Origin of the sequence: Azospirillum brasilense (assembly GCF_008365405.1) — a bacterium.
Taxonomy (GTDB): Bacteria; Pseudomonadota; Alphaproteobacteria; order Azospirillales; family Azospirillaceae; genus Azospirillum; species Azospirillum brasilense_D.
This window is the reverse complement of the sequence record NZ_QOKV01000019.1, coordinates 44,771-62,309: the sequence shown is the minus strand read 5'-3', so window position 1 is coordinate 62,309 and position 17,539 is coordinate 44,771. Positions and strand designations below refer to the sequence as shown.

The following is a 17,539-nucleotide window of genomic DNA, read 5'->3' as shown; positions in this document are numbered from 1 at the left end:
AAGGGCCGGCCTTACACGTCGTAGATCGGCCCCGGCGTGGACTTATTGGTGCCGCCGCGCTTGCGCTCCTCCTTCTCGGTCAACTCAGCCTCGCCACCCTGGTCCGGCTTGACGGTGCCCCCCTGGGCCTCGTCGATCCGGTCTTCCTTGGGTTGGGGCTGGGTGGCGGGAGTCCGGTCGTCGCTCATGACGGTCCTCATGCTGATTGTCGGTTCAGCGTATTCAACATTTCGGGGGCCGCGACGTTGCGTCCGTCGCCTGCCCCTTCCGGAGGGCTGATCCGCGCACGGCGCGGGTTGCCGGAAACCGCTCGCTCCATCACTTTTCGGGGCTGGAGACAAACCGGAAGGACCGCCATGATCGACCTTCACTATTGGCCGACCCCCAACGGGCACAAGATCACGCTGTTCCTGGAAGAGGCCGGGCTGGATTACAAAATCCATCCCGTGGACATCTCCGCCGGGGACCAGTTCAAGCCGGACTTCCTGGCGATGTCCCCCAACAACCGCATGCCGGCCATCGTCGACCGCGCTCCGGCCGATGGTGGGGAGCCGGTGTCCGTCTTCGAATCGGGCGCGATCCTGATTTATCTGGCGGAGAAGACCGGCAAGTTCCTGCCCGCCGACCTGCGGGGCCGCAAGACGGTTCTGGAGTGGCTGTTCTGGCAGGTGGGTGGCCTCGGCCCGATGGCCGGGCAGAACCACCATTTCGTGCAGTACGCGCCCGAACAGATCCCCTACGCCATCGACCGCTATGTGAAGGAAACCAACCGTCTCTACGGCGTCCTGAACAAGCGTCTGGCCGGCCGCGCCTTCATCGCCGGGGACGCGCTGACCATCGCCGACATGGCCTGCTACCCCTGGGTCGTCCCGCACGAGCGGCAGCGCCAGAACCTCGCCGACTTCCCCGAGCTGAAGCGCTGGTTCGAAGCGATCCAGGCTCGCCCGGCGACCGTCCGCGCCTATGAGAAGGGTGCGGAACTGGCCAAGCGCCCGTCGGTCACCGACGAGGGCAAGAAGATCCTCTTCGGCCAGACCGCCGCCAACGTCCAGAAGTGATGATGAGCCCCTCTCCCGCCCCGAGGCGGGAGAGGGCAGCAAAGCCCTTACTGCGCGGTCCAGCCGCCGTCCATCAGCAGGCTGGCGCCAGTCATCTGCGCCGCCGAATCGGAGCACAGGAAGACCGCCAGCCCGCCCAGCTCGTCCGGCGTGACGAAGGCGCCGGAGGGCTGCTTGGCGCCGAGCAGCTCCGCCTTCGCCTGCGGCTCCGGGATGTTCTTGGTCGAGGCGATCGCGTCGATCTGCTTCTGCACCAGCGGGGTCAGCACCCAGCCCGGACAGATGGCGTTGCAGGTGACGCCGGTGCCCGCCGTTTCCAGCGCCACCGTCTTGGTCAGCCCGACCACGCCGTGCTTGGCCGCGACGTAGGCCGATTTGTTGACCGACGCGACGTGCCCGTGCACGGAGGCGATGTTGAGGATGCGTCCCCAGCCGCGCCGTTTCATGCCCGGCAGGGCGTGGTGGATGCCGTGGAAGACGGCGGACAGGTTGAGCGCGATCACCGCGTCCCAGCGGTCGGCCGGAAAGTCCTCCACCGGGGCGACGTGCTGGATACCGGCGTTGTTCACCAGCACATCGACGGAACCGAACGTCTCCTCCGCATAGCCGATCAGCGCGGCGATCTCCGCCGGCTTCGACAGGTCGGCGCCGTGATAGCCGACGCGCACGCCGAACTCCGCCGCCAGACCGGCGCGCAGCTCCTCGATGGCGGCCGCGTCGCCGAAACCGTTCAGCACCACGTCCGCCCCGGCTCCGGCCAGCGCCCGCGCGATGCCCAAGCCGATCCCGCTGGTCGAGCCGGTGACCACCGCGACCTTCTGAGTCAAGGTCATGGCTTATCCTCTGTTGTCTTGTTGGTTCGGGTGCCCTCCCCCCGCCCGGGGAGAGGGCTGGACGCCGGTCAGCCTTCCAGTTCCGGGCGCTCGCGGAACTCGTCGAGCGCCATCGGGTTGGCCAGCGCCTCGGTGTTCTTGATCGGGCGGCCGTGCACCGCGTCGCGCACCGCCAGTTCGGTGATCTTGCCCGAGCGCGTGCGCGGGATGTCCTTGACCGCCACGATGCGCGCCGGGACGTGCCGCGGCGAGCAGTTCTCCTTGATGCGCTTGCGGATCGTGTCCTCCAGCGCCTTGTCGAGGGTCAGCCCCTCGCGCAGCACCACGAACAGGATGACGCGCACGTCGCCGTCCCATTCCTGGCCGATGCACACCGCCTCCAGGATCTCCGGAAGCTGCTCGACCTGCCGGTAGATTTCCGCCGTCCCGATGCGCACGCCACCGGGATTCAGCACCGCGTCGGAGCGCCCGTAGATCACCCAGCCGCCATGCACCGTGCGCTCGATGAAGTCGCCGTGCGTCCACACGTTGGGGAAGCGCTCGAAATAGGCCGCGCGGTACTTCGCCCCGTCCGGGTCGGCCCAGAAGCCCACCGGCATGCAGGGGAAGGGCCGCGTGCAGACCAGTTCGCCCTTTTCGCCACTGACCGCGTGGCCGGCGTCGTCGAAGGCCGCGACCGCCATGCCGAGCCCCGCCGTCTGCAACTCGCCCGCCCACACCGGGGCCGTCGGGTTGCCCAGCACGAAGCAGGACACGATGTCCGTGCCGCCGCTGATCGAGGCCAGATGAATGTCCGTCTTGATCGCCCGGTAGACGTATTCGAAGTTCTCCGGCATCAGCGGCGAGCCGGTCGAGGCCAGCGCGCGCAGCGTGTCCAGCCGGTGCGTGCGCATCGGCTCCAGCCCCGACTTCTCGGCCTGCTGGATGAACTTGGCCGAGGTGCCGAACAGGGTCATGCCCTCGGCGTCGGCGTAGTCGAACAGGATGTTGCCGTCCGGCGCAAAGGGCGAGCCGTCGTAGAGCAGCAGCGTCGCCCCGGCGGCCAGCCCGGAGACCAGCCAGTTCCACATCATCCAGCCGCAGGTGGTGTAGTAGAACACCCGGTCGCCCGGCTTCACGTCGCTGTGCAGCCGGTGCTCCTTGACGTGCTGGAGCAGCGTGCCGCCGGTGCCGTGGACGATGCACTTGGGCTTGCCGGTGGTGCCCGACGAATAGAGGATGAACAGCGGATGGTTGAAGGCCACCCGCTCGAAGCTCGGCTCCGTCGCTGCGAAGGGGGCGATGAAGTCACCCCAGGTGACGCCGCCGCGGATGGCCGAGACGTCCGGCATCTCGTCGATGTAGGGGATGATGACGGCGGCCTTGACGGTGGGCAGCTCGGTCAGCACCTGGGCGATCTTGGCCCGGATGACGTGGCTCTTGCCGTTGTACCAGTAGCCGTCCGGGGCGAAGAGGACGGTCGGCTCGATCTGGCCGAAGCGGTCGGTGATGCCCTGGGCGCCGAAGTCGGGGGAGCAGGAGGACCAGATGGCCCCCAGGCTGGCCGTGGCGAGCATGGCCGCCAGCGTTTCGGGCATGTTCGGCACGACGGCGGCGACGCGGTCGCCCTTGCCGACGCCGGCGGCCTTGAGCGCCTGCTGGAGGCGGGACACCTCGGCCTTCAGTTCGGCGCCGGACCAGCGGCGCTTGACCTTGTCCTCGGCCCAGAAGACGACGGCCTCGCCTTCCGGCGCGTTGGCCAGCATGTTCTCGGCGTAGTTCAGGCTGGCCTCGGGGAACCAGCGGGCGCCGGGCATCCTGTCGCCGTCGGCCAGCGCCACGCCGCCGAGATCGCCCTTGAGTCCGGCCCACTCCCACAGGAAGCGCCAGAAATCCTCCTTGCCCGCGACCGACCAGTCGTAGAGCGCATCGTAATCGTCCAGCCGCAGCCCGAAGCGGGCGCTTGCGGCCTGCCGGAAGGCCGTCAGGTTGGAGGCGGCCACGCGCGCCTCCGACGGGGTCCACAGCGGCTGATCAGAGAGCGGTTGATCCATCGTGCGGTTCCTGGTTCTTGGCTTTTTATGCCGTTCGGTTTCTTTGCGTTCAGCGGCGGCCGAAGCGGGCCTGAAGCTCGCCGACGATGCCGCGGCGGAAGACCAGCACGCAAACCACGAAGATGGCGCCGATCACCACCGGAACCGGCATGCTGGTGGCCGCCAGATAGCTTTCCAGCGTGACGACGATGGCCGCGCCCACCACGGGGCCGAGCAGCGTGCCCATGCCGCCGAGCAGCGTCATCAGCACCACCTCGCCCGACATCTGCCACGTCACGTCGGTCAGCGAAGCGAGCTGGAAGACCAGCGCCTTGGTCCCGCCGGCCAGACCGGCGAGGCTCGCCGACAGCACGAAGGCCAGCAGCTTGTAGCGCTCCGTCCGGTAGCCGAGCGACACGGCGCGCGGCTCGTTCTCGCGGATCGCCTTCAGCACCTGGCCGAAGGGCGAATGGACCGCCCGCCAGACCACCGCGAAGCCGACCAGGAACACCGCCAGCACGAAGTAGTACATGGACAGCGGCTGGTTCAGGTCGATCAGACCGAACAGCATCCCGCGCGGCACCGCCTGGATGCCGTCCTCGCCGCCCGTGAACTTGAGCTGCAGGGCCATGAAGAAGACCATCTGCGACAGCGCCAGCGTGATCATGGCGAAGTAGATGCCCTGGCGGCGGATCGCCAGCGCGCCGAAGGCGAGGCCCAGCAGGGCGGAGAAGCCCATGCCAAGCAGGATGCTGACCTCCGGCCCCAGCCCCCAGACCTTGGCGGAATGGGCGGTGATGTAGGCCGCCCCGCCGAAGAAGGCGGCGTGGCCGAAGCTCAGGAGACCGGCGAAGCCGATCAGCAGGTTGAAGGCGCAGGCGAACAGCGCGAAGCACAGCACCTTCATCACGAAGACGGGGTACAGCACGAAGGGCGCCGCCAACGCGATCAGCAGGCCGATGCCGAGGATGATGGCGTTCCGCGAGGTGTCCTGCCCCGGTCGGCGCAGCGCGATGGTGGTCGTCTGGCTGTCGGCCGCCTTGATGCCGGTCGTCTTGCTTTGGGTGGCCATGGCTCAGCGCTCCCGTCCGAAGAGGCCCGCGGGCTTGATGAGTAGGACGATCGCCATCACGACGAACACCACGATGTTGGAGGCTTCGGGGTAGAAGACCTTGGTCAGGCCCTCCAACAGACCGAGCCCCAGGCCGGTGACGATGGCGCCGAGGATGGAGCCCATGCCGCCGATCACCACCACCGCGAAGACGACGATGATCAGGTTGGTGCCCATCAGGGGCGACACTTGATAAATGGGTGCCGCCAGCACGCCGGCCAGCCCGGCCAGCGCGACACCGAAGCCGTAGGTGGCGGTGATCATCACCGGCACGTTGATGCCGAAGGCCTGGACCAGCACCGGATTCTCGGTGGCGGCGCGCAGGTAGGCGCCGAGCCGCGTCCGCTCGATGGCGAACCACGTCCCGAAGCAGACGATCAGAGAGGCGACGACGACCCAGCCGCGGTAGTTGGGCAGGAACATGAAGCCCAGATTCTGACCGCCCTTGAGCGCGTCCGGGATCGGATAGGGCTGGCCCGACACGCCGTAGAAATGGCGGAAGGCGCCTTCCATGATCAGGGCGAGGCCGAAGGTCAGCAGCAGGCCGTAGAGATGGTCGAGCTTGTAGAGGCGCGACAGCATGGTTTTTTCCAGCACCACGCCCAGCAGCCCGACGATCAGCGGCGACAGGCCCAGCGCCCACCAGTAGCCGAGGCCGAGCTTCGTCAGCAGCAGCCACGCCACGAAGGCGCCGATCATGTAGAGCGCGCCATGGGCGAAGTTGATGACGTTCAGCATGCCGAAGATGACCGCCAGCCCAAGGCTGAGCAGCGCGTAGAAGGACCCGTTGATGAGGCCGAGCAGAAGCTGGCCGAACAGGACCTGGGGCGGCACCCCCAGCAAGTCGAACATGACCGTCCCTCCCTGTGTATCGGACTTGTGTTTTTTTGATTGGGTGCTTGGGGTGGGCCCCCACCCAACCCTCCCCCGCTTCGCAGGGGAGGACTTTATCTCCTCCCCCTGCGTCAGCGGGGGGAGGCCGGGAGGGGGCCCGTCTCAGAACCTTACTTCACCAGCGAACAACCGCTCTTGGCCGGGTCGAGGAACGCCTGCTCGGCCGGGATCGTCTTCACGATCTTGTAGTAGTCCCAGGGGCCCTTGGACTCGGCCGGGGTCTTCACCTGGGCCAGATACATGTCGTGGAACATGCGGCCGTTGGCGGCGATCTTGCCGTTCTTGGTGAACATGTCGCTGACCGTGGTCTCACGCATCTTGGCGGCGACCTTGTCCGCATCGTCGGAACCGACGGCCTCGACCGCCTTCAGATAGTGGCGGACGGCGGAGTAGACGCCGGCCTGGACCATCGTCGGCTTGCGGCCGGCCTTGGCCTCGAACTTCTTGGTCCACTCGCGGGTCTGATCGTCGGTGTCCCAGTAGAAGCCGGTGGTCAGCAGCAGGCCCTGGGCGGCCTGGAGGCCCAGCGCGTTCACGTCGCTGATGAACAGCAGCAGGCCGGCAAGGCTCTGGCCCGACTGGGTGATGCCGAACTCCGACGCCTGCTTGACGGCGTTGGTGGCGTCGCCGCCCGCGTTGGCGAGGCCGATCACGTCGGCCTTGGAGGCCTGGGCCTGGAGCAGGTAGGACGAGAAGTCGGCGGTGCCCAGCGGATGGCGGACGTTGCCCGCGACCTTGCCGTCGAGCTGCTTGACCATCTTCGTGGTCTCATCCTCCAGCGAGTGGCCGAAGGCGTAGTCCGCGGTGATGAAGAACCAGTTCTTCTTGCCCTGCTCGACCAGCGCGCGGGCGGTGCCGGCGGCCATGGCGTAGTTGTCGTAGGTCCACTGGAAGCCGTAGGGGCTGCAGGACTTGCCGCTGAGGTCGGTCGAGCCCGGACCGGACATCAGGAAGATGCGCTTCTTGTCCTTGGTGATGCCCTGGACGGCCAGCGCGGCGGCGGAGTTCGGCACGTCGGCGATGACGTCCACGTTGCCGGCGTCGATCCACTCGCGCGCCGTGTTGGCGGCGATGTCGGCCTTGTTCTGGTGATCGGCGACGACGATCTCGATCGGGGCGCCGGCGATCTTGCCGCCGAACTCCTCGGCCGCCAGACGGGCGGCGATGGCCGAGCCTTCACCGGCGAGGTCGGCGTAGATGCCGGACCGGTCGTTCATCACGCCGATCTTGATCACGTTGTTGGAGACCTGGGCGTGCGCGGCCCCGGCGGTCAGCGCCAGCAATGCGGTCCCGCAAAGCAACGTCTTGAGCATTTCGAACTCCCTTCGATTGGCTTTGTTTTGAGTGTGTTCAGCAGAGGGGGTTTTAACGGGTCAGACACCCAGATAGGTGTGCAGCTTGTCCATGTTCTGGGCGAGCTGATCGTTGGGGATCATGTCCACGACATGGCCTTCCTCCATCACGTAATGGCGGTCGGCGATGGTCGCGGCGAAGCGGAAATTCTGCTCCACCAGCACGATGGTGAAGCCGCGCTGCTTCAGCTTGCGCACCGCCACGCCGATCTGCTCGATAATGACCGGGGCGAGGCCCTCGGTCGGCTCGTCGAGCAGGATCAGGTCGGCGCCGGTGCGCAGGATGCGGGCGATGGCCAGCATCTGCTGTTCGCCGCCCGACAGGCGCGTGCCCTGGGTGGTGCCGCGGCCCTGGAGGTTGGGGAACAGCTCGTAGATCTGCGGCACGGTCATGCCGCCCGACTTCACCACCGGCGGCAGCATCAGGTTCTCGTCCACGCTGAGCGAGGCGAAGATGCCGCGCTCCTCCGGCACGTAGCCGATGCCCAGGCGGGGGATCTTGTGCTGCGCCATGCCGATCAGCTCCCGTCCCTGGAAGCGGATCGAGCCGTTGCGCTTGCCGACGATGCCCATGATCGAGCGCATGGTGGTCGTCTTGCCGGCGCCGTTGCGGCCGAGCAGGGTCACCACCTCGCCCTGGCGCACGTCGATGTTGACGCCGTGCAGCACGTGGCTTTCGCCGTAGAAGGCCTGGAGGTCGCGGATCTCCAGCATGGTGGTCTTCACGGTCGCGCCGTCAGGCATGGCCCACCTCACCCGTCCCCATGTAGGCTTCCATGACCTGCGGGTTGCGCGATACGACGTCGTATGCGCCCTCGGCCAGGATCTCGCCGCGGCGGAGCACGGTGATCGTGTCCGACAGGTGGGCGACGACCGACAGGTTGTGCTCCACCATCAGGATGGTGCGGTCGGCGGAGACGCGCTTGATGAGCGCGGCGGTGCCCTCGATGTCCTCGTGGCCCATGCCGGCCAGCGGCTCGTCGAGCAGCATCACCTCCGGGTCGAGCGCCAGCGTGGTGGCGATCTCCAGCGCGCGCTTGCGGCCGTAGGGCAGCTCGGCGGCGGTGTGGCCGGCCCAGGGGGTGAGGTTCACCGCCTCGATCAGTTCCTCGGCGCGGGCGTGCAGGTCGTGCAGGCTGGCCTCCGGCTTCCAAAAATGGAAGCTGGTGCCGCGCGGGCGCTGCAGCGCGACGCGGACATTCTCCAGCACGCTGAGATGCGGGAAGACGGCGGAGATCTGGAAGGAGCGCACCATGCCGAGCAGCGCCACGTCGGCGGGCTTCATGGCGGTGATGTCGCGCCCCTTGTAGAGGATCTGGCCACGCGTCGGCGTCAGGAACTTGGTCAGCAGGTTGAAGACCGTGCTCTTGCCGGCGCCGTTCGGGCCAATCAGCGCGTGGATCGTGCCGCGGCGCACCTGGAGGTTCACCTCCTTCACCGCGATGAAGCCCTTGAACTCCTTCGAGAGTCCGCGCGCTTCCAGAATGATGTCGTCGGCCATGGGTGCCGCTTTTCCCTCCCTGTTCGTCCGCGTCGTCTGCCGGTCCGCGTTTTTGGTTAGGCTGATATAAGCACAGAACATGCCAATTGCGGGGAAATTATTTAATTCATTGAAATTACTGAATTCATCAAAGGCGGCGATGGGTGTCGCACGCGGTCCGGAGTGTCAGCTTTCCAGACAGACTGTACCGATCTTCCGACACACCAACGGCGGGGCGGACGGAGCGTTCCGGGTTCGGCGGCACGGTTTTCGGGCGCCAAATGGCCGCTTGCAAATCGGGGGTCCGCCTGCAATTCTGCGCCTCCGACGGTGCCCCCTCCGCCGTGAAGGCGCGGGGATAATAGGGAATGCGGTGCGGACCCGGATGGGGTCCAAGGCCGCGGCTGCCCCCGCAACTGTATGCGGCGAGTCCGCCTCCGGAAATGCCACGGGCCGACAGGCCGGGAAGGCGGGAGGCGCGGCGACGACCCGCGAGCCAGGAAACCTGCCGCCGGACCGACACTCATCCAATCCGCCGGGTGTGGCGGAGACAGGGAAACCAGATCATGACGCATCGCGCTGCCCTCCGTCCGTCCGCCGGGAAGACCCCGGCCACCGTCATCACCGGCTTTCTCGGCGCCGGCAAGACGACGCTGATCCGCAGCCTGCTGGAGCAGGCTGGCGGGCGCCGTCTGGCGCTGATCATCAACGAATTCGGCGATGTCGGCATCGACGGCGAGATCCTGCGCGCCTGCGGCGACCCCACCTGCACCGAGGACGACGTGATCGAGCTGGCGAACGGCTGCCTGTGCTGCACCGTCGCCGACGACTTCGTCCCGGCCATCGAGAAGCTGCTGGCCCGCCCGCAGCCGCCGGAACACATCATCATCGAGACGAGCGGCCTCGCCCTGCCGAAGCCGCTCGTCCAGGCCTTCCACTGGCCGGCGATCAAGACGCGGGTGACGGTGGACGGGGTGGTCGCGGTGGTCGACGCCGCCGCCGCCGCGGAGGGCCGCTTCGCCCCCGATCCGGCGGCGCTGGCCGCCCAGGCCGCCGAGGCCGGGCAGCTCGACCACGAGACCCCGGTCGAGGAGGTGTTCGAGGACCAGCTCCTCTGCGCCGACCTGATCGTGGTGAACAAGACCAATCTGGTGGACGCCGCCGCTCTGGCGACGGTCGAGGACCTGATCCGCGCCGCCATGGCGGAGGGTGGGACCGGGCGCGAGGCCAAGATCCTGCGCGCCAGCAACGGCAAGGTCGATCCGGTGGTGCTTCTCGGCGTCGGCGCCGGAGCCGAGGACGACCTCGCCAACCGCCCCAGCCACCATGACGAGGAGGAGGGCCACGATCACGACGACTTCACCAGCTTCGTCGTGGAACTCGGCCCGCAGCCCGACCCGGCGGCGCTGGCGAAGACGCTGGAGCGGGTCGCCGCCGCCCATGGCGTGCTGCGCCTGAAGGGCTTCATCGACGTGCCGGGCAAGCCGATGCGCCTTCTGGTGCAGGGCGTGGGGACGCGCATCCAGACCCATTTCGACCGCTTCTGGAAGCCCGACGAGCCGCGCCGCAGCCGTCTCGTGGTGATCGGCGAGACGGGCCTGGACCGCGACGCCGTGACCGCGGCGCTGTCGTAAAAGCCCTCTCCCGTCCCGGGAGAGGGAGGGGCCCGCTCGCAGAGCGGGAGGGTGAGGGTCGCACGCGGAGACCGCACCGATCCTCGCCCGCACCCTCACCCGCCCGCTTTGCGGGCACCCTCTCCCGGGACGGGAGAGGGAGTGTTTGCAAAGCTGTGGCCCATGCACCTACTCGCCGCCCGCCAGGAAGACCTCGACGCCGGCCCCCAGGCCGTGGATCTGGGGCAGAGCCCGGCGGACCTCGTCGTCCTGTCCTTCTCCGACAGCGACCTGACGGCACTCGCCGCCTGCTGGAAGCGCCACCGCGACACCATGCCCACCCTGCGGCTGGCGAATCTCGCGCGGCTGGGGCACCCGCTGTCGGTGGACCTCTACGTCGAGTCCGTGATCCGCAAGGCGAAGCTGGTGATTCTGCGCCTGCTCGGCGGGGCGGGCTATTGGCGCTATGGGCTGGACCATGTCGCCGCCGCCTGCCGGGAGTCCGGGGTGGCGCTGGCCGTACTGCCCGGCTGCGCCCAGCCGAACCCCGCCCTGGAGGGCTACGGCACCGTTCCGGCCGAGGCCGCGCAACGGCTGTGGCGTTGCTTCACCGAGGGCGGGCCGGACAACATGGCCAACCTGCTGGCCTACGCCGCCACTCTGGCCGGGCAGGAGCGCCCCTGGCGCGAGCCGGCGCCGGTCCCCCGCTTCGGCGTCTATGAGGGCTGGTCCGGCCAAGCTTCTGGCCCCTGCGCGCCGGTCGTCTTCTACCGCTCGCACCTGCTGGCCGGCGATCTGGAGCCGGTGCACGCGCTGTGCGAAGCGCTGGCCGCGCGCGGCCTCGCCCCGCTGCCGCTGTTCGTGGCGAGCCTGAAGGAGCCGGACTGCGCCGCCTGGATGCGCGCCACCCTGACCGCCCGCGACGCCGCCGTCGTGCTGAACCTGACCGGCTTCTCGGCGGCGCGCGAGGACGGGTCGCCGCTGGAGGCCAACGGGACGCCGGTGCTCCAGGCCGTGCTGTCCACCACGCCGGAGGAGGGCTGGCGCGGCTCCGCCCGCGGCATGGGGCCGTCCGACCTCGCCATGAACATTGTGCTGCCGGAGATGGACGGGCGTGTCCTGACCCGCGCCATCGCCTTCAAGGCCGAAGGGACGCCGGACCCCGACCTGGAGTTCGCCCCGACGCTGATCCGCCCGGTGCCCGACCGGGTGGCCTTCGCCGCCGATCTGGCTGCCGCCTGGGTGCGGCTGGGCGCCACGCCAAGGGCTGAGCGCAAGCTGGCGCTGGTGCTGTCCGACTATCCGGGACCGGGGGGCGGCATCGGCCACGCCGTTGGCCTCGACACCCCGGCGAGCGTCGTCGGCATCCTGGAACGGCTGCGCGCCGAGGGCTACGCGCTGGATGGGCTTCCCGACGGCCCCGCCGCCCTGATGGAGGCGCTGACCTGCGGGACCACCGCCGCGCTGAGCCTGGAGGACTACCGCCGCCTCGCCCCCGCCGAGGCCCGCGCCCGCATCGCGGAATGCTGGGGCGACGAGCAGGCCGACCCGCGTTCCGACGGCGCGGCTTTCCGCTTCACGGTGCTGGCCTGCGGCAACGTCGCCGTCGCCGTGCAGCCGAGCCGCGGCCATGGCCCGCTGACCACCACCCAGCACCACGACCCGGAAACCCCGCCGAGCCATGGCTATTACGCCTTCCACCTCTGGCTCCGTCATGCCCTGGGCGCCCACGCGCTGGTCCAGGTGGGGGCGCACGGGACGCTGGAATGGCTGCCGGGCAAGGCCGTCGCCCTGTCGGCCGATTGCTGGCCGGAGATCGTCGCCGGTCCCCTGCCCTGCCTCTATCCCTTCATCGTCAACAACCCCGGCGAGGGCGTGCAGGCGCGCCGCCGTCTGGGCGCCGTGTTGATCGGCCACCTGACCCCGCCGCCGGTCGAAGCCGGGCTGCACGGCGACCTCGCCGAGCTTGAAACGGCGATCGACGAATATTCCATGGCGACCGGGCTGGACCCGCGGCGTCTGGGCACGCTGCGGCAGACCATCCTTGATCTGGCCTGGACTTCCGGCGTCGCCGCCGACTGCAACCTGCGGCCCGACGACGACGCCGACGCCATCCTCAGCCGCCTCGACGCCCATCTCTGCGACATCAAGGAGATGCAGATCCGCGACGGGCTGCACGTCTTCGGCACGACGCCGGAGCCGGAGCGCCGCGCCCGCCTGCTCGCCGCCGTCGCCCGTTTCGGTACGGCGGAGGACGTCGCCCCGGCGCTGGACGCCTGCGGCGAGGCGGAAATGGCCGCCTTGCTGGACGGGCTGGACGGGCGCTTCGTGAGGCCCGGCCCCGGCGGCTCCCCGGCGCGGGGGCGGGCCGACACGCTGCCCACCGGACGCAACCTCTACGCGCTCGACCCGCGCGGCGTGCCGACCCCGACCGCCTGGACACTGGGCTGGCAAGCGGCGGACGCGCTGATCACCCGCTATCTTCAGGACCACGGCGACTGGCCGAAGCGGCTGGTGGTGGATTGCTGGGGCACCCCCGCCATGCGCACCGGCGGCGACGAGTTGGCCCAGGCCATGGCGCTGCTCGGCGTGCGCCCGCTGTGGGAGAACGGCTCCGGCCGGGTCACCGGCTTCGAGGTGATGCCGGCCTCCGTCCTCGGCCGCCCGCGGGTGGACGTGACGCTGCGCATTTCCGGCCTGTTCCGCGACGTCTTCCCGCAGCAGATCGCCCTGTTCGACCAGGCCGTCCGCGCGGTGATGGCGGAGGACGAGCCCGACGACGTGAACCCCGTCGCCGCCGCGTTCCGCACCGACCGCGCCGAGCTGGAAACCGGTGGCACCCCGGCAGCGGATGCGGAGCGCTGGGCCAGCGCGCGGGTCTTCGGGGCGGCCCCCGGCGCCTACGGCACGGCGCTGCCCGGCCTGATCGCGCGCGGCGACTGGAGCGCGCGGGCCGATTTCGGCGCCGCCTATCTGGAGGGAAGCTGCCACGCCTACGGCAAGGGGCTGGAGGGCGTGCCGCTGCCCAGCCTGTTCCGCCGCCGCATCGGCGGGGCCGACGCGCTCGTCCACCACCAGGACCAGCGGGAGCACGACGTCCTCTCCACCGACGGCTTCATGCAGTATGAGGGCGGCTTCTCGGCCGCCGCCGCCTTGGTCGACAACGACCCGGCGCTCTACCACCTCGACAGTTCGGAGCCGGAGAGCCTGACCGTCCGCACGCTGGGCGAGGAGATCGCCCGCGTGCTGCGCGGCCGGGCCGCCAACCCGCGCTGGATCGACGGCATGATGCGCCACGGCTACCGCGGCGCCGGGGAGCTGGCGGCGAGCGTGGACACGCTGTTCGCCTTCGCCGCGACCACCACGGCCGTGCGGCCCCACCATTTCGAACAGTTGTACGACGCCTATGTGGACGACCAGCGGGTGTGGGACTTCCTGGCGCAGTCCAATCCGGCCGCCGCCCGGCATATCCTGGACCGGTTGACCGAGGCCCTGGAGCGCGGTCTCTGGCACCCACGCCGCAATTCGACGGGCGACGATCTGCGCCGCCGCAAGGAGATGTCCGCATGAGCGCGATCACCCAGCCCTGCAATGCCCTGCCCCGCAATCCACCCCGCCGACGCGGCATGTGCCCCGGCGTTCTCGCCCCCATGGAGGTCGGCGACGGGCTGCTGGTCCGCGTGCGCGTTCCGGCGGGGGTGCTTCCCGCCGCCTCGGCGGCTCGGATCGCGGACCTGGGGCGTCGTTACGGCAACGGTCTGGTCGACCTCAGCCACCGCGGCAACCTGCAACTGCGCGGCGTTGCCGCGGCGGACATGGCGGCGCTGATCGCCGAGCTTCGCGCGCTCGGCTACGTCTCGGAGGACGCGGAGAGCGAGGCGGTGCGCAACGTGCTGACCTCCCCGACCGCGGGGCTGGACGGGACGGCGGTGCTGGACGTGCGTCCCTACGCCCTGGCGCTCGACGCCCGGCTGGCGGCCGACCGGGACCTCCACCGGCTGCCACCGAAATTCGGCTGGCTGGTCGACGGCGGCGGTCAGGCCCCCCTGTTCGACAGCGGCACCGACGTGCGCTTCGACGCGGTGGCAGGGGCGGTGGACGGGCCGCTGTTCCGCGTCGGGCTGGGCGGGACGGTCGAGGGGGCCGCGGTGGTGGGCCACTGCCGCCCCGGCGATCTGGTGGAGCTTGCGGCGGCGTTGGCGCGGACCTTCCTGGAGCTTCGCCAGACCCTAGCCGAACCGCCACGGCGCATGGCCGGGCTGGTCAAGGCGCTGGGGGTGGAAGCGTTGCGGGAGTGGGTGGGGGCGTGGTTGCTCAATTGCCCCCACCCTTCCCATGCTGCGCATGGGCCCCTTCCCTCCCCCGCTTCGCAGGAGAGGGAGCTTCAATCCCCTCCCCTGCGAAGCGGGGGAGGGTCAGGGTGGGGGCAAACGTCGCCGACCCGACTCTTCCTCGGCCGCCAACCCTCATGGCTGGGCGTCGCCTTCCCCTTCGGCCGCCTCGACGTCGACCGGCTGGAGGCGCTGGCCGCCCTCACCCACGAGATCCGCATTACCCCCTGGCGCGCCCTGCTGCTGGCCGCCCCCCAGGACGCCGCCGCCGAGAAAGCCACCGCCCTCGGCGGCATCCTCGACCACCATGACATCCGCCTGAAGCTCACCGCCTGCAGCGGGGTCACCGGCTGCGACGTCGGCACCACCGACACCCACGCGGACGGCCTCGCCATCGCCGCGCGCGCGGCGGGCTTGCTGGAGGCGGTGCGGATGGTGCATGTCTCCGGCTGCGCGAAAGGCTGCGCCCATCCCGGCGCGGCGGATGTCACGCTCACCGCACGGGACGGCGTCTACGACATCGCGCTGAACGCCGCCCCTGGCGGCACGCCCTGGCGGTCCGGCCTGACGCCGTCCGAGGCCATAAATGCCGTTGCCTCTTTGTCTGGGGCCGATCTGTCTGTTGAGGAGTTGTCCCGTGTCCGCTGAGCCGCTTTATGACTACATCCGCGATGGAGCGGCCATCTACCGCCAGTCCTTCGCCACCATCCGGGCGGAGGCCGACCTGACGGCCATCCCCGACGACCTGAAAGCCGTGGCGGTGCGCGTCATCCACGCCTGCGGCATGGTGGACGCGGCCAAGGACCTGATGTTCTCCCCCGACGTCGGGACGGCGGCGCGGACGGCTCTGCGCGGCGGCGCGGCGATCCTCTGCGACAGCGAGATGGTCGCCCACGGCATCACGCGGGCGCGGCTTCCGGCCGACAACGCCGTCGTCTGCACCCTGCGCGACCCGGCGGTGCCGGAGCTGGCCAAACAGGTCGAAAACACCCGCTCCGCCGCCGCGCTGGAGCTGTGGGTGCCCCGGCTCGCCGGCTCCGTTGTCGCCATCGGCAACGCGCCGACCGCCCTGTTCAAGCTGCTGGAGATGATCCGCGACGGCGCGCCGAAGCCGGCGGCGGTGCTGGGCTTCCCGGTGGGCTTCGTGGGGGCCGCGGAAAGCAAGGACGCGCTGGCCGAGGCGCCCTTCGGCCTTCCCTTCCTGGCGATCAAGGGCCGGCGCGGCGGCAGCGCCATGGTGGCGGCGGCGGTCAACGCCCTGGCGAGCGACGTGGAATGAGCAACGAACCGCAAAACACCGGCACCCTCTATGGCGTCAGCGTCGGCCCCGGCGACCCCGACCTGATGACCGTGCGCGCCATGCGGACCATCGGCGCCTGCCCGGTGGTTGCCTATTTCTGCAAGCGCGGCACCTCCGGCCAAGCCCGGCGCATCGCCGACGGCTGCATCACGGCGGAGCACATCGAGCTGCCGATGGTCTATCCGGTGACGGTCGAGCTGCCGCCCAGCCACCCCGATTACGGCCGCCAGATCGAGGCCTTCTTCGACGAATCCGCCGAGCGGCTGGCCGAGCATCTCGCCGCCGGGCGCTCCATCGCCGCGCTGAACGAGGGCGACGCCTTCTTCTACGGCAGCTTCATGCACCTGTTCCTGCGGCTGGCCTCGCGCTTCCCGACGGAGGTGGTGCCGGGCGTCACGTCGATGATGTGCAGCGCCTCGCTGCTGCCGCGCCCGCTGACCCTGCGCGACGACGTGCTGTCGGTCATCCCCGGCACGCTGGGGGAGGAGGCGCTGCTGCGCGCCCTGCGCAACGCCGACGCCGCGGTCATCATGAAGCTGGGCCAGAACCTGCCGAAGGTCCGCCGCGCCGTCGAGGCCGCCGGGCTGGCCGACCGCGCCTGGTACATCGAGCGGGCAAGCATGGCGGACCAGCGCGTCATGCCCTTCCGCGAGGCGCCGGAGACGGCCCCCTATTTCTCGCAGATCGTCATCCCCGGCGAAGGGCTGCGGCGATGACCGCCGATCCGCAGGCCGGATGGTTGAAGGTCGTCGGGCTCGGCCCCGGCACCGAGGACTGGCTGACGCCGGAGGCCCGGCGCGATCTGGCCGAGGCGACCGACCTCGTCGGCTATTTCCCCTATGTGGACCGTGTGCCGCCGGGGCCGCAGGTGCGCCACGCCTCCGACAACCGGGTGGAGTTGGACCGTGCCCGCCACGCCCTGCAACTGGCGGCGGAAGGCCGCCGGGTGGCGGTGGTGTCGGGCGGCGATCCCGGCATCTTCGCCATGGCCGCCGCGGTGTTCGAGGCGCTGGACGATCCGGAAGCACCCGCGGCGTGGCACCGCGTGCCGCTGTCGGTCGATCCCGGTATTTCCGCGATGCAGGCGGCGGCGGCGCGGGCCGGCGCGCCGCTCGGCCATGATTTCTGCGTCCTCTCGCTGTCCGACAACCTGAAGCCGTGGGAGGTGGTGCTGAAGCGCCTGCGTCTGGCGGCGGAAGCGGATTTCGTGATCGCGCTCTACAACCCGATCAGCCGCGCCCGCCCCTGGCAGCTCGGCGCCGCCTTCGACGCGCTGCGCGACCTGCGGTCAGCCGAGACGCCGGTGATCCTCGCCCGGGCGGTCGGCCGCCCCGACGAGGCGCTGACCGTCACGACGCTGGGCGCGGTGGACGCGGCGCAGGCCGACATGCGGACCTGCGTCATCATCGGCGCCTCGCACACCCGGCTGGTGCCGCGCGACGGCGCGCAGCCGTGGGTGTATACGCCGCGCAGCTATGGGGTGTGGGGGTGAGGGCGGTGTCGAAACGGGCCCCCACCCTAACCCTCCCCCATTATGCAGGGGAGGGAATCATCT

The 17,539-nt window shown here is 69.8% G+C and carries 15 protein-coding genes and 1 riboswitch; of the genes, 7 read left to right on the top strand and 8 right to left on the bottom strand.

Annotation, left to right across the window (positions count from 1 at the left end):
• Positions 1-11: 11 nt before the first annotated feature.
• Entirely contained in the window at positions 12-188 is a 177-nt protein-coding gene (locus DS837_RS32170; protein ID WP_170295961.1) for a hypothetical protein, read from the bottom strand.
• A 168-nt stretch (positions 189-356) separates the two neighbouring features.
• Here DS837_RS32170 and DS837_RS23960 point away from each other — a divergent pair, with 168 nt between their 5' ends.
• Positions 357-1,058, top strand: coding sequence for a glutathione binding-like protein (locus DS837_RS23960; RefSeq protein WP_149167030.1), 702 nt, complete (start codon positions 357-359; stop codon positions 1,056-1,058).
• Between the two features lie 47 nt (positions 1,059-1,105).
• Here DS837_RS23960 and DS837_RS23955 read toward each other — a convergent pair whose 3' ends face one another.
• From DS837_RS23955 to DS837_RS23925, 7 genes are all read right to left on the bottom strand, one after another.
• The gene (locus DS837_RS23955) at positions 1,106-1,891 is read right to left on the bottom strand and encodes a 3-hydroxybutyrate dehydrogenase (protein ID WP_149167029.1); all 786 of its coding nucleotides are present in this window, start codon (positions 1,889-1,891) and stop codon (positions 1,106-1,108) included.
• A 68-nt stretch (positions 1,892-1,959) separates the two neighbouring features.
• Positions 1,960-3,924, bottom strand: coding sequence for an acetoacetate--CoA ligase (locus DS837_RS23950; RefSeq protein WP_149167028.1), 1,965 nt, complete (start codon positions 3,922-3,924; stop codon positions 1,960-1,962).
• Positions 3,925-3,973: 49 nt separating this feature from the next.
• On the bottom strand, positions 3,974-4,975 hold the full coding sequence (locus DS837_RS23945) for a branched-chain amino acid ABC transporter permease (protein ID WP_149167027.1): 1,002 nt from the start codon (positions 4,973-4,975) through the stop codon (positions 3,974-3,976).
• A 3-nt stretch (positions 4,976-4,978) separates the two neighbouring features.
• On the bottom strand, positions 4,979-5,866 hold the full coding sequence (locus tag DS837_RS23940) for a branched-chain amino acid ABC transporter permease (RefSeq protein WP_059399141.1): 888 nt from the start codon (positions 5,864-5,866) through the stop codon (positions 4,979-4,981).
• Between the two features lie 152 nt (positions 5,867-6,018).
• Positions 6,019-7,221 (bottom strand): ABC transporter substrate-binding protein, encoded by a 1,203-nt coding sequence (locus DS837_RS23935; protein WP_149167026.1) that lies wholly within the window; start codon positions 7,219-7,221, stop codon positions 6,019-6,021.
• A 60-nt stretch (positions 7,222-7,281) separates the two neighbouring features.
• Positions 7,282-8,004 carry an ABC transporter ATP-binding protein gene (locus tag DS837_RS23930; RefSeq protein ID WP_149167025.1) on the bottom strand — a complete coding sequence of 241 codons (723 nt, stop codon included), beginning with the start codon at positions 8,002-8,004 and terminating at the stop codon, positions 7,282-7,284.
• Positions 7,997-8,761, bottom strand: a complete 765-nt coding sequence (locus DS837_RS23925; RefSeq protein WP_149167024.1) for an ABC transporter ATP-binding protein — start codon at positions 8,759-8,761, stop codon at positions 7,997-7,999. The genes DS837_RS23930 and DS837_RS23925 overlap by 8 nt, the downstream gene beginning before the upstream one ends.
• A gap of 290 nt (positions 8,762-9,051) precedes the next feature.
• A riboswitch (cobalamin riboswitch) is annotated at positions 9,052-9,267 on the top strand.
• Between the two features lie 39 nt (positions 9,268-9,306).
• Between DS837_RS23925 and cobW the strand changes: the two genes are divergently transcribed.
• From cobW to cobJ, 6 genes are all read left to right on the top strand, one after another.
• Positions 9,307-10,374, top strand: a complete 1,068-nt coding sequence (cobW, locus tag DS837_RS23920; protein WP_149167023.1) for a cobalamin biosynthesis protein CobW — start codon at positions 9,307-9,309, stop codon at positions 10,372-10,374.
• Positions 10,375-10,536: 162 nt separating this feature from the next.
• Positions 10,537-13,923 (top strand): cobaltochelatase subunit CobN, encoded by a 3,387-nt coding sequence (cobN, locus tag DS837_RS23915; RefSeq protein ID WP_149167022.1) that lies wholly within the window; start codon positions 10,537-10,539, stop codon positions 13,921-13,923.
• Positions 13,920-15,332, top strand: a complete 1,413-nt coding sequence (gene cobG, locus DS837_RS23910; protein ID WP_149167021.1) for a precorrin-3B synthase — start codon at positions 13,920-13,922, stop codon at positions 15,330-15,332. The genes cobN and cobG overlap by 4 nt, the downstream gene beginning before the upstream one ends.
• Positions 15,322-15,963: a precorrin-8X methylmutase gene (locus DS837_RS23905; protein ID WP_149167020.1), complete on the top strand. Its 642-nt coding sequence runs from the start codon at positions 15,322-15,324 to the stop codon at positions 15,961-15,963. The genes cobG and DS837_RS23905 overlap by 11 nt, the downstream gene beginning before the upstream one ends.
• Complete coding sequence (locus tag DS837_RS23900; protein ID WP_149167019.1) at positions 15,960-16,700, top strand: precorrin-2 C(20)-methyltransferase; 741 nt, start codon at positions 15,960-15,962, stop codon at positions 16,698-16,700. Before DS837_RS23905 ends, DS837_RS23900 begins: the two co-directional genes overlap by 4 nt.
• Positions 16,697-17,476 (top strand): precorrin-3B C(17)-methyltransferase, encoded by a 780-nt coding sequence (cobJ, locus tag DS837_RS23895; protein ID WP_149167018.1) that lies wholly within the window; start codon positions 16,697-16,699, stop codon positions 17,474-17,476. The genes DS837_RS23900 and cobJ overlap by 4 nt, the downstream gene beginning before the upstream one ends.
• Positions 17,477-17,539 lie beyond the last annotated feature (63 nt).

Bases quoted from the DNA above. Each gene is read 5' to 3' on its own strand.
- DS837_RS32170 (WP_170295961.1), bottom strand. From the start codon at position 188: ATGAGCGACGACCGGACTCCCGCCACCCAGCCCCAACCCAAGGAAGAC.
- DS837_RS23960 (WP_149167030.1), top strand. From the start codon at position 357: ATGATCGACCTTCACTATTGGCCGACCCCCAACGGGCACAAGATCACG.
- DS837_RS23955 (WP_149167029.1), bottom strand. From the start codon at position 1,891: ATGACCTTGACTCAGAAGGTCGCGGTGGTCACCGGCTCGACCAGCGGG.
- DS837_RS23950 (WP_149167028.1), bottom strand. From the start codon at position 3,924: ATGGATCAACCGCTCTCTGATCAGCCGCTGTGGACCCCGTCGGAGGCG.
- DS837_RS23945 (WP_149167027.1), bottom strand. From the start codon at position 4,975: ATGGCCACCCAAAGCAAGACGACCGGCATCAAGGCGGCCGACAGCCAG.
- DS837_RS23940 (WP_059399141.1), bottom strand. From the start codon at position 5,866: ATGTTCGACTTGCTGGGGGTGCCGCCCCAGGTCCTGTTCGGCCAGCTT.
- DS837_RS23935 (WP_149167026.1), bottom strand. From the start codon at position 7,221: ATGCTCAAGACGTTGCTTTGCGGGACCGCATTGCTGGCGCTGACCGCC.
- DS837_RS23930 (WP_149167025.1), bottom strand. From the start codon at position 8,004: ATGCCTGACGGCGCGACCGTGAAGACCACCATGCTGGAGATCCGCGAC.
- DS837_RS23925 (WP_149167024.1), bottom strand. From the start codon at position 8,761: ATGGCCGACGACATCATTCTGGAAGCGCGCGGACTCTCGAAGGAGTTC.
- cobW (WP_149167023.1), top strand. From the start codon at position 9,307: ATGACGCATCGCGCTGCCCTCCGTCCGTCCGCCGGGAAGACCCCGGCC.
- cobN (WP_149167022.1), top strand. From the start codon at position 10,537: ATGCACCTACTCGCCGCCCGCCAGGAAGACCTCGACGCCGGCCCCCAG.
- cobG (WP_149167021.1), top strand. From the start codon at position 13,920: ATGAGCGCGATCACCCAGCCCTGCAATGCCCTGCCCCGCAATCCACCC.
- DS837_RS23900 (WP_149167019.1), top strand. From the start codon at position 15,960: ATGAGCAACGAACCGCAAAACACCGGCACCCTCTATGGCGTCAGCGTC.
- cobJ (WP_149167018.1), top strand. From the start codon at position 16,697: ATGACCGCCGATCCGCAGGCCGGATGGTTGAAGGTCGTCGGGCTCGGC.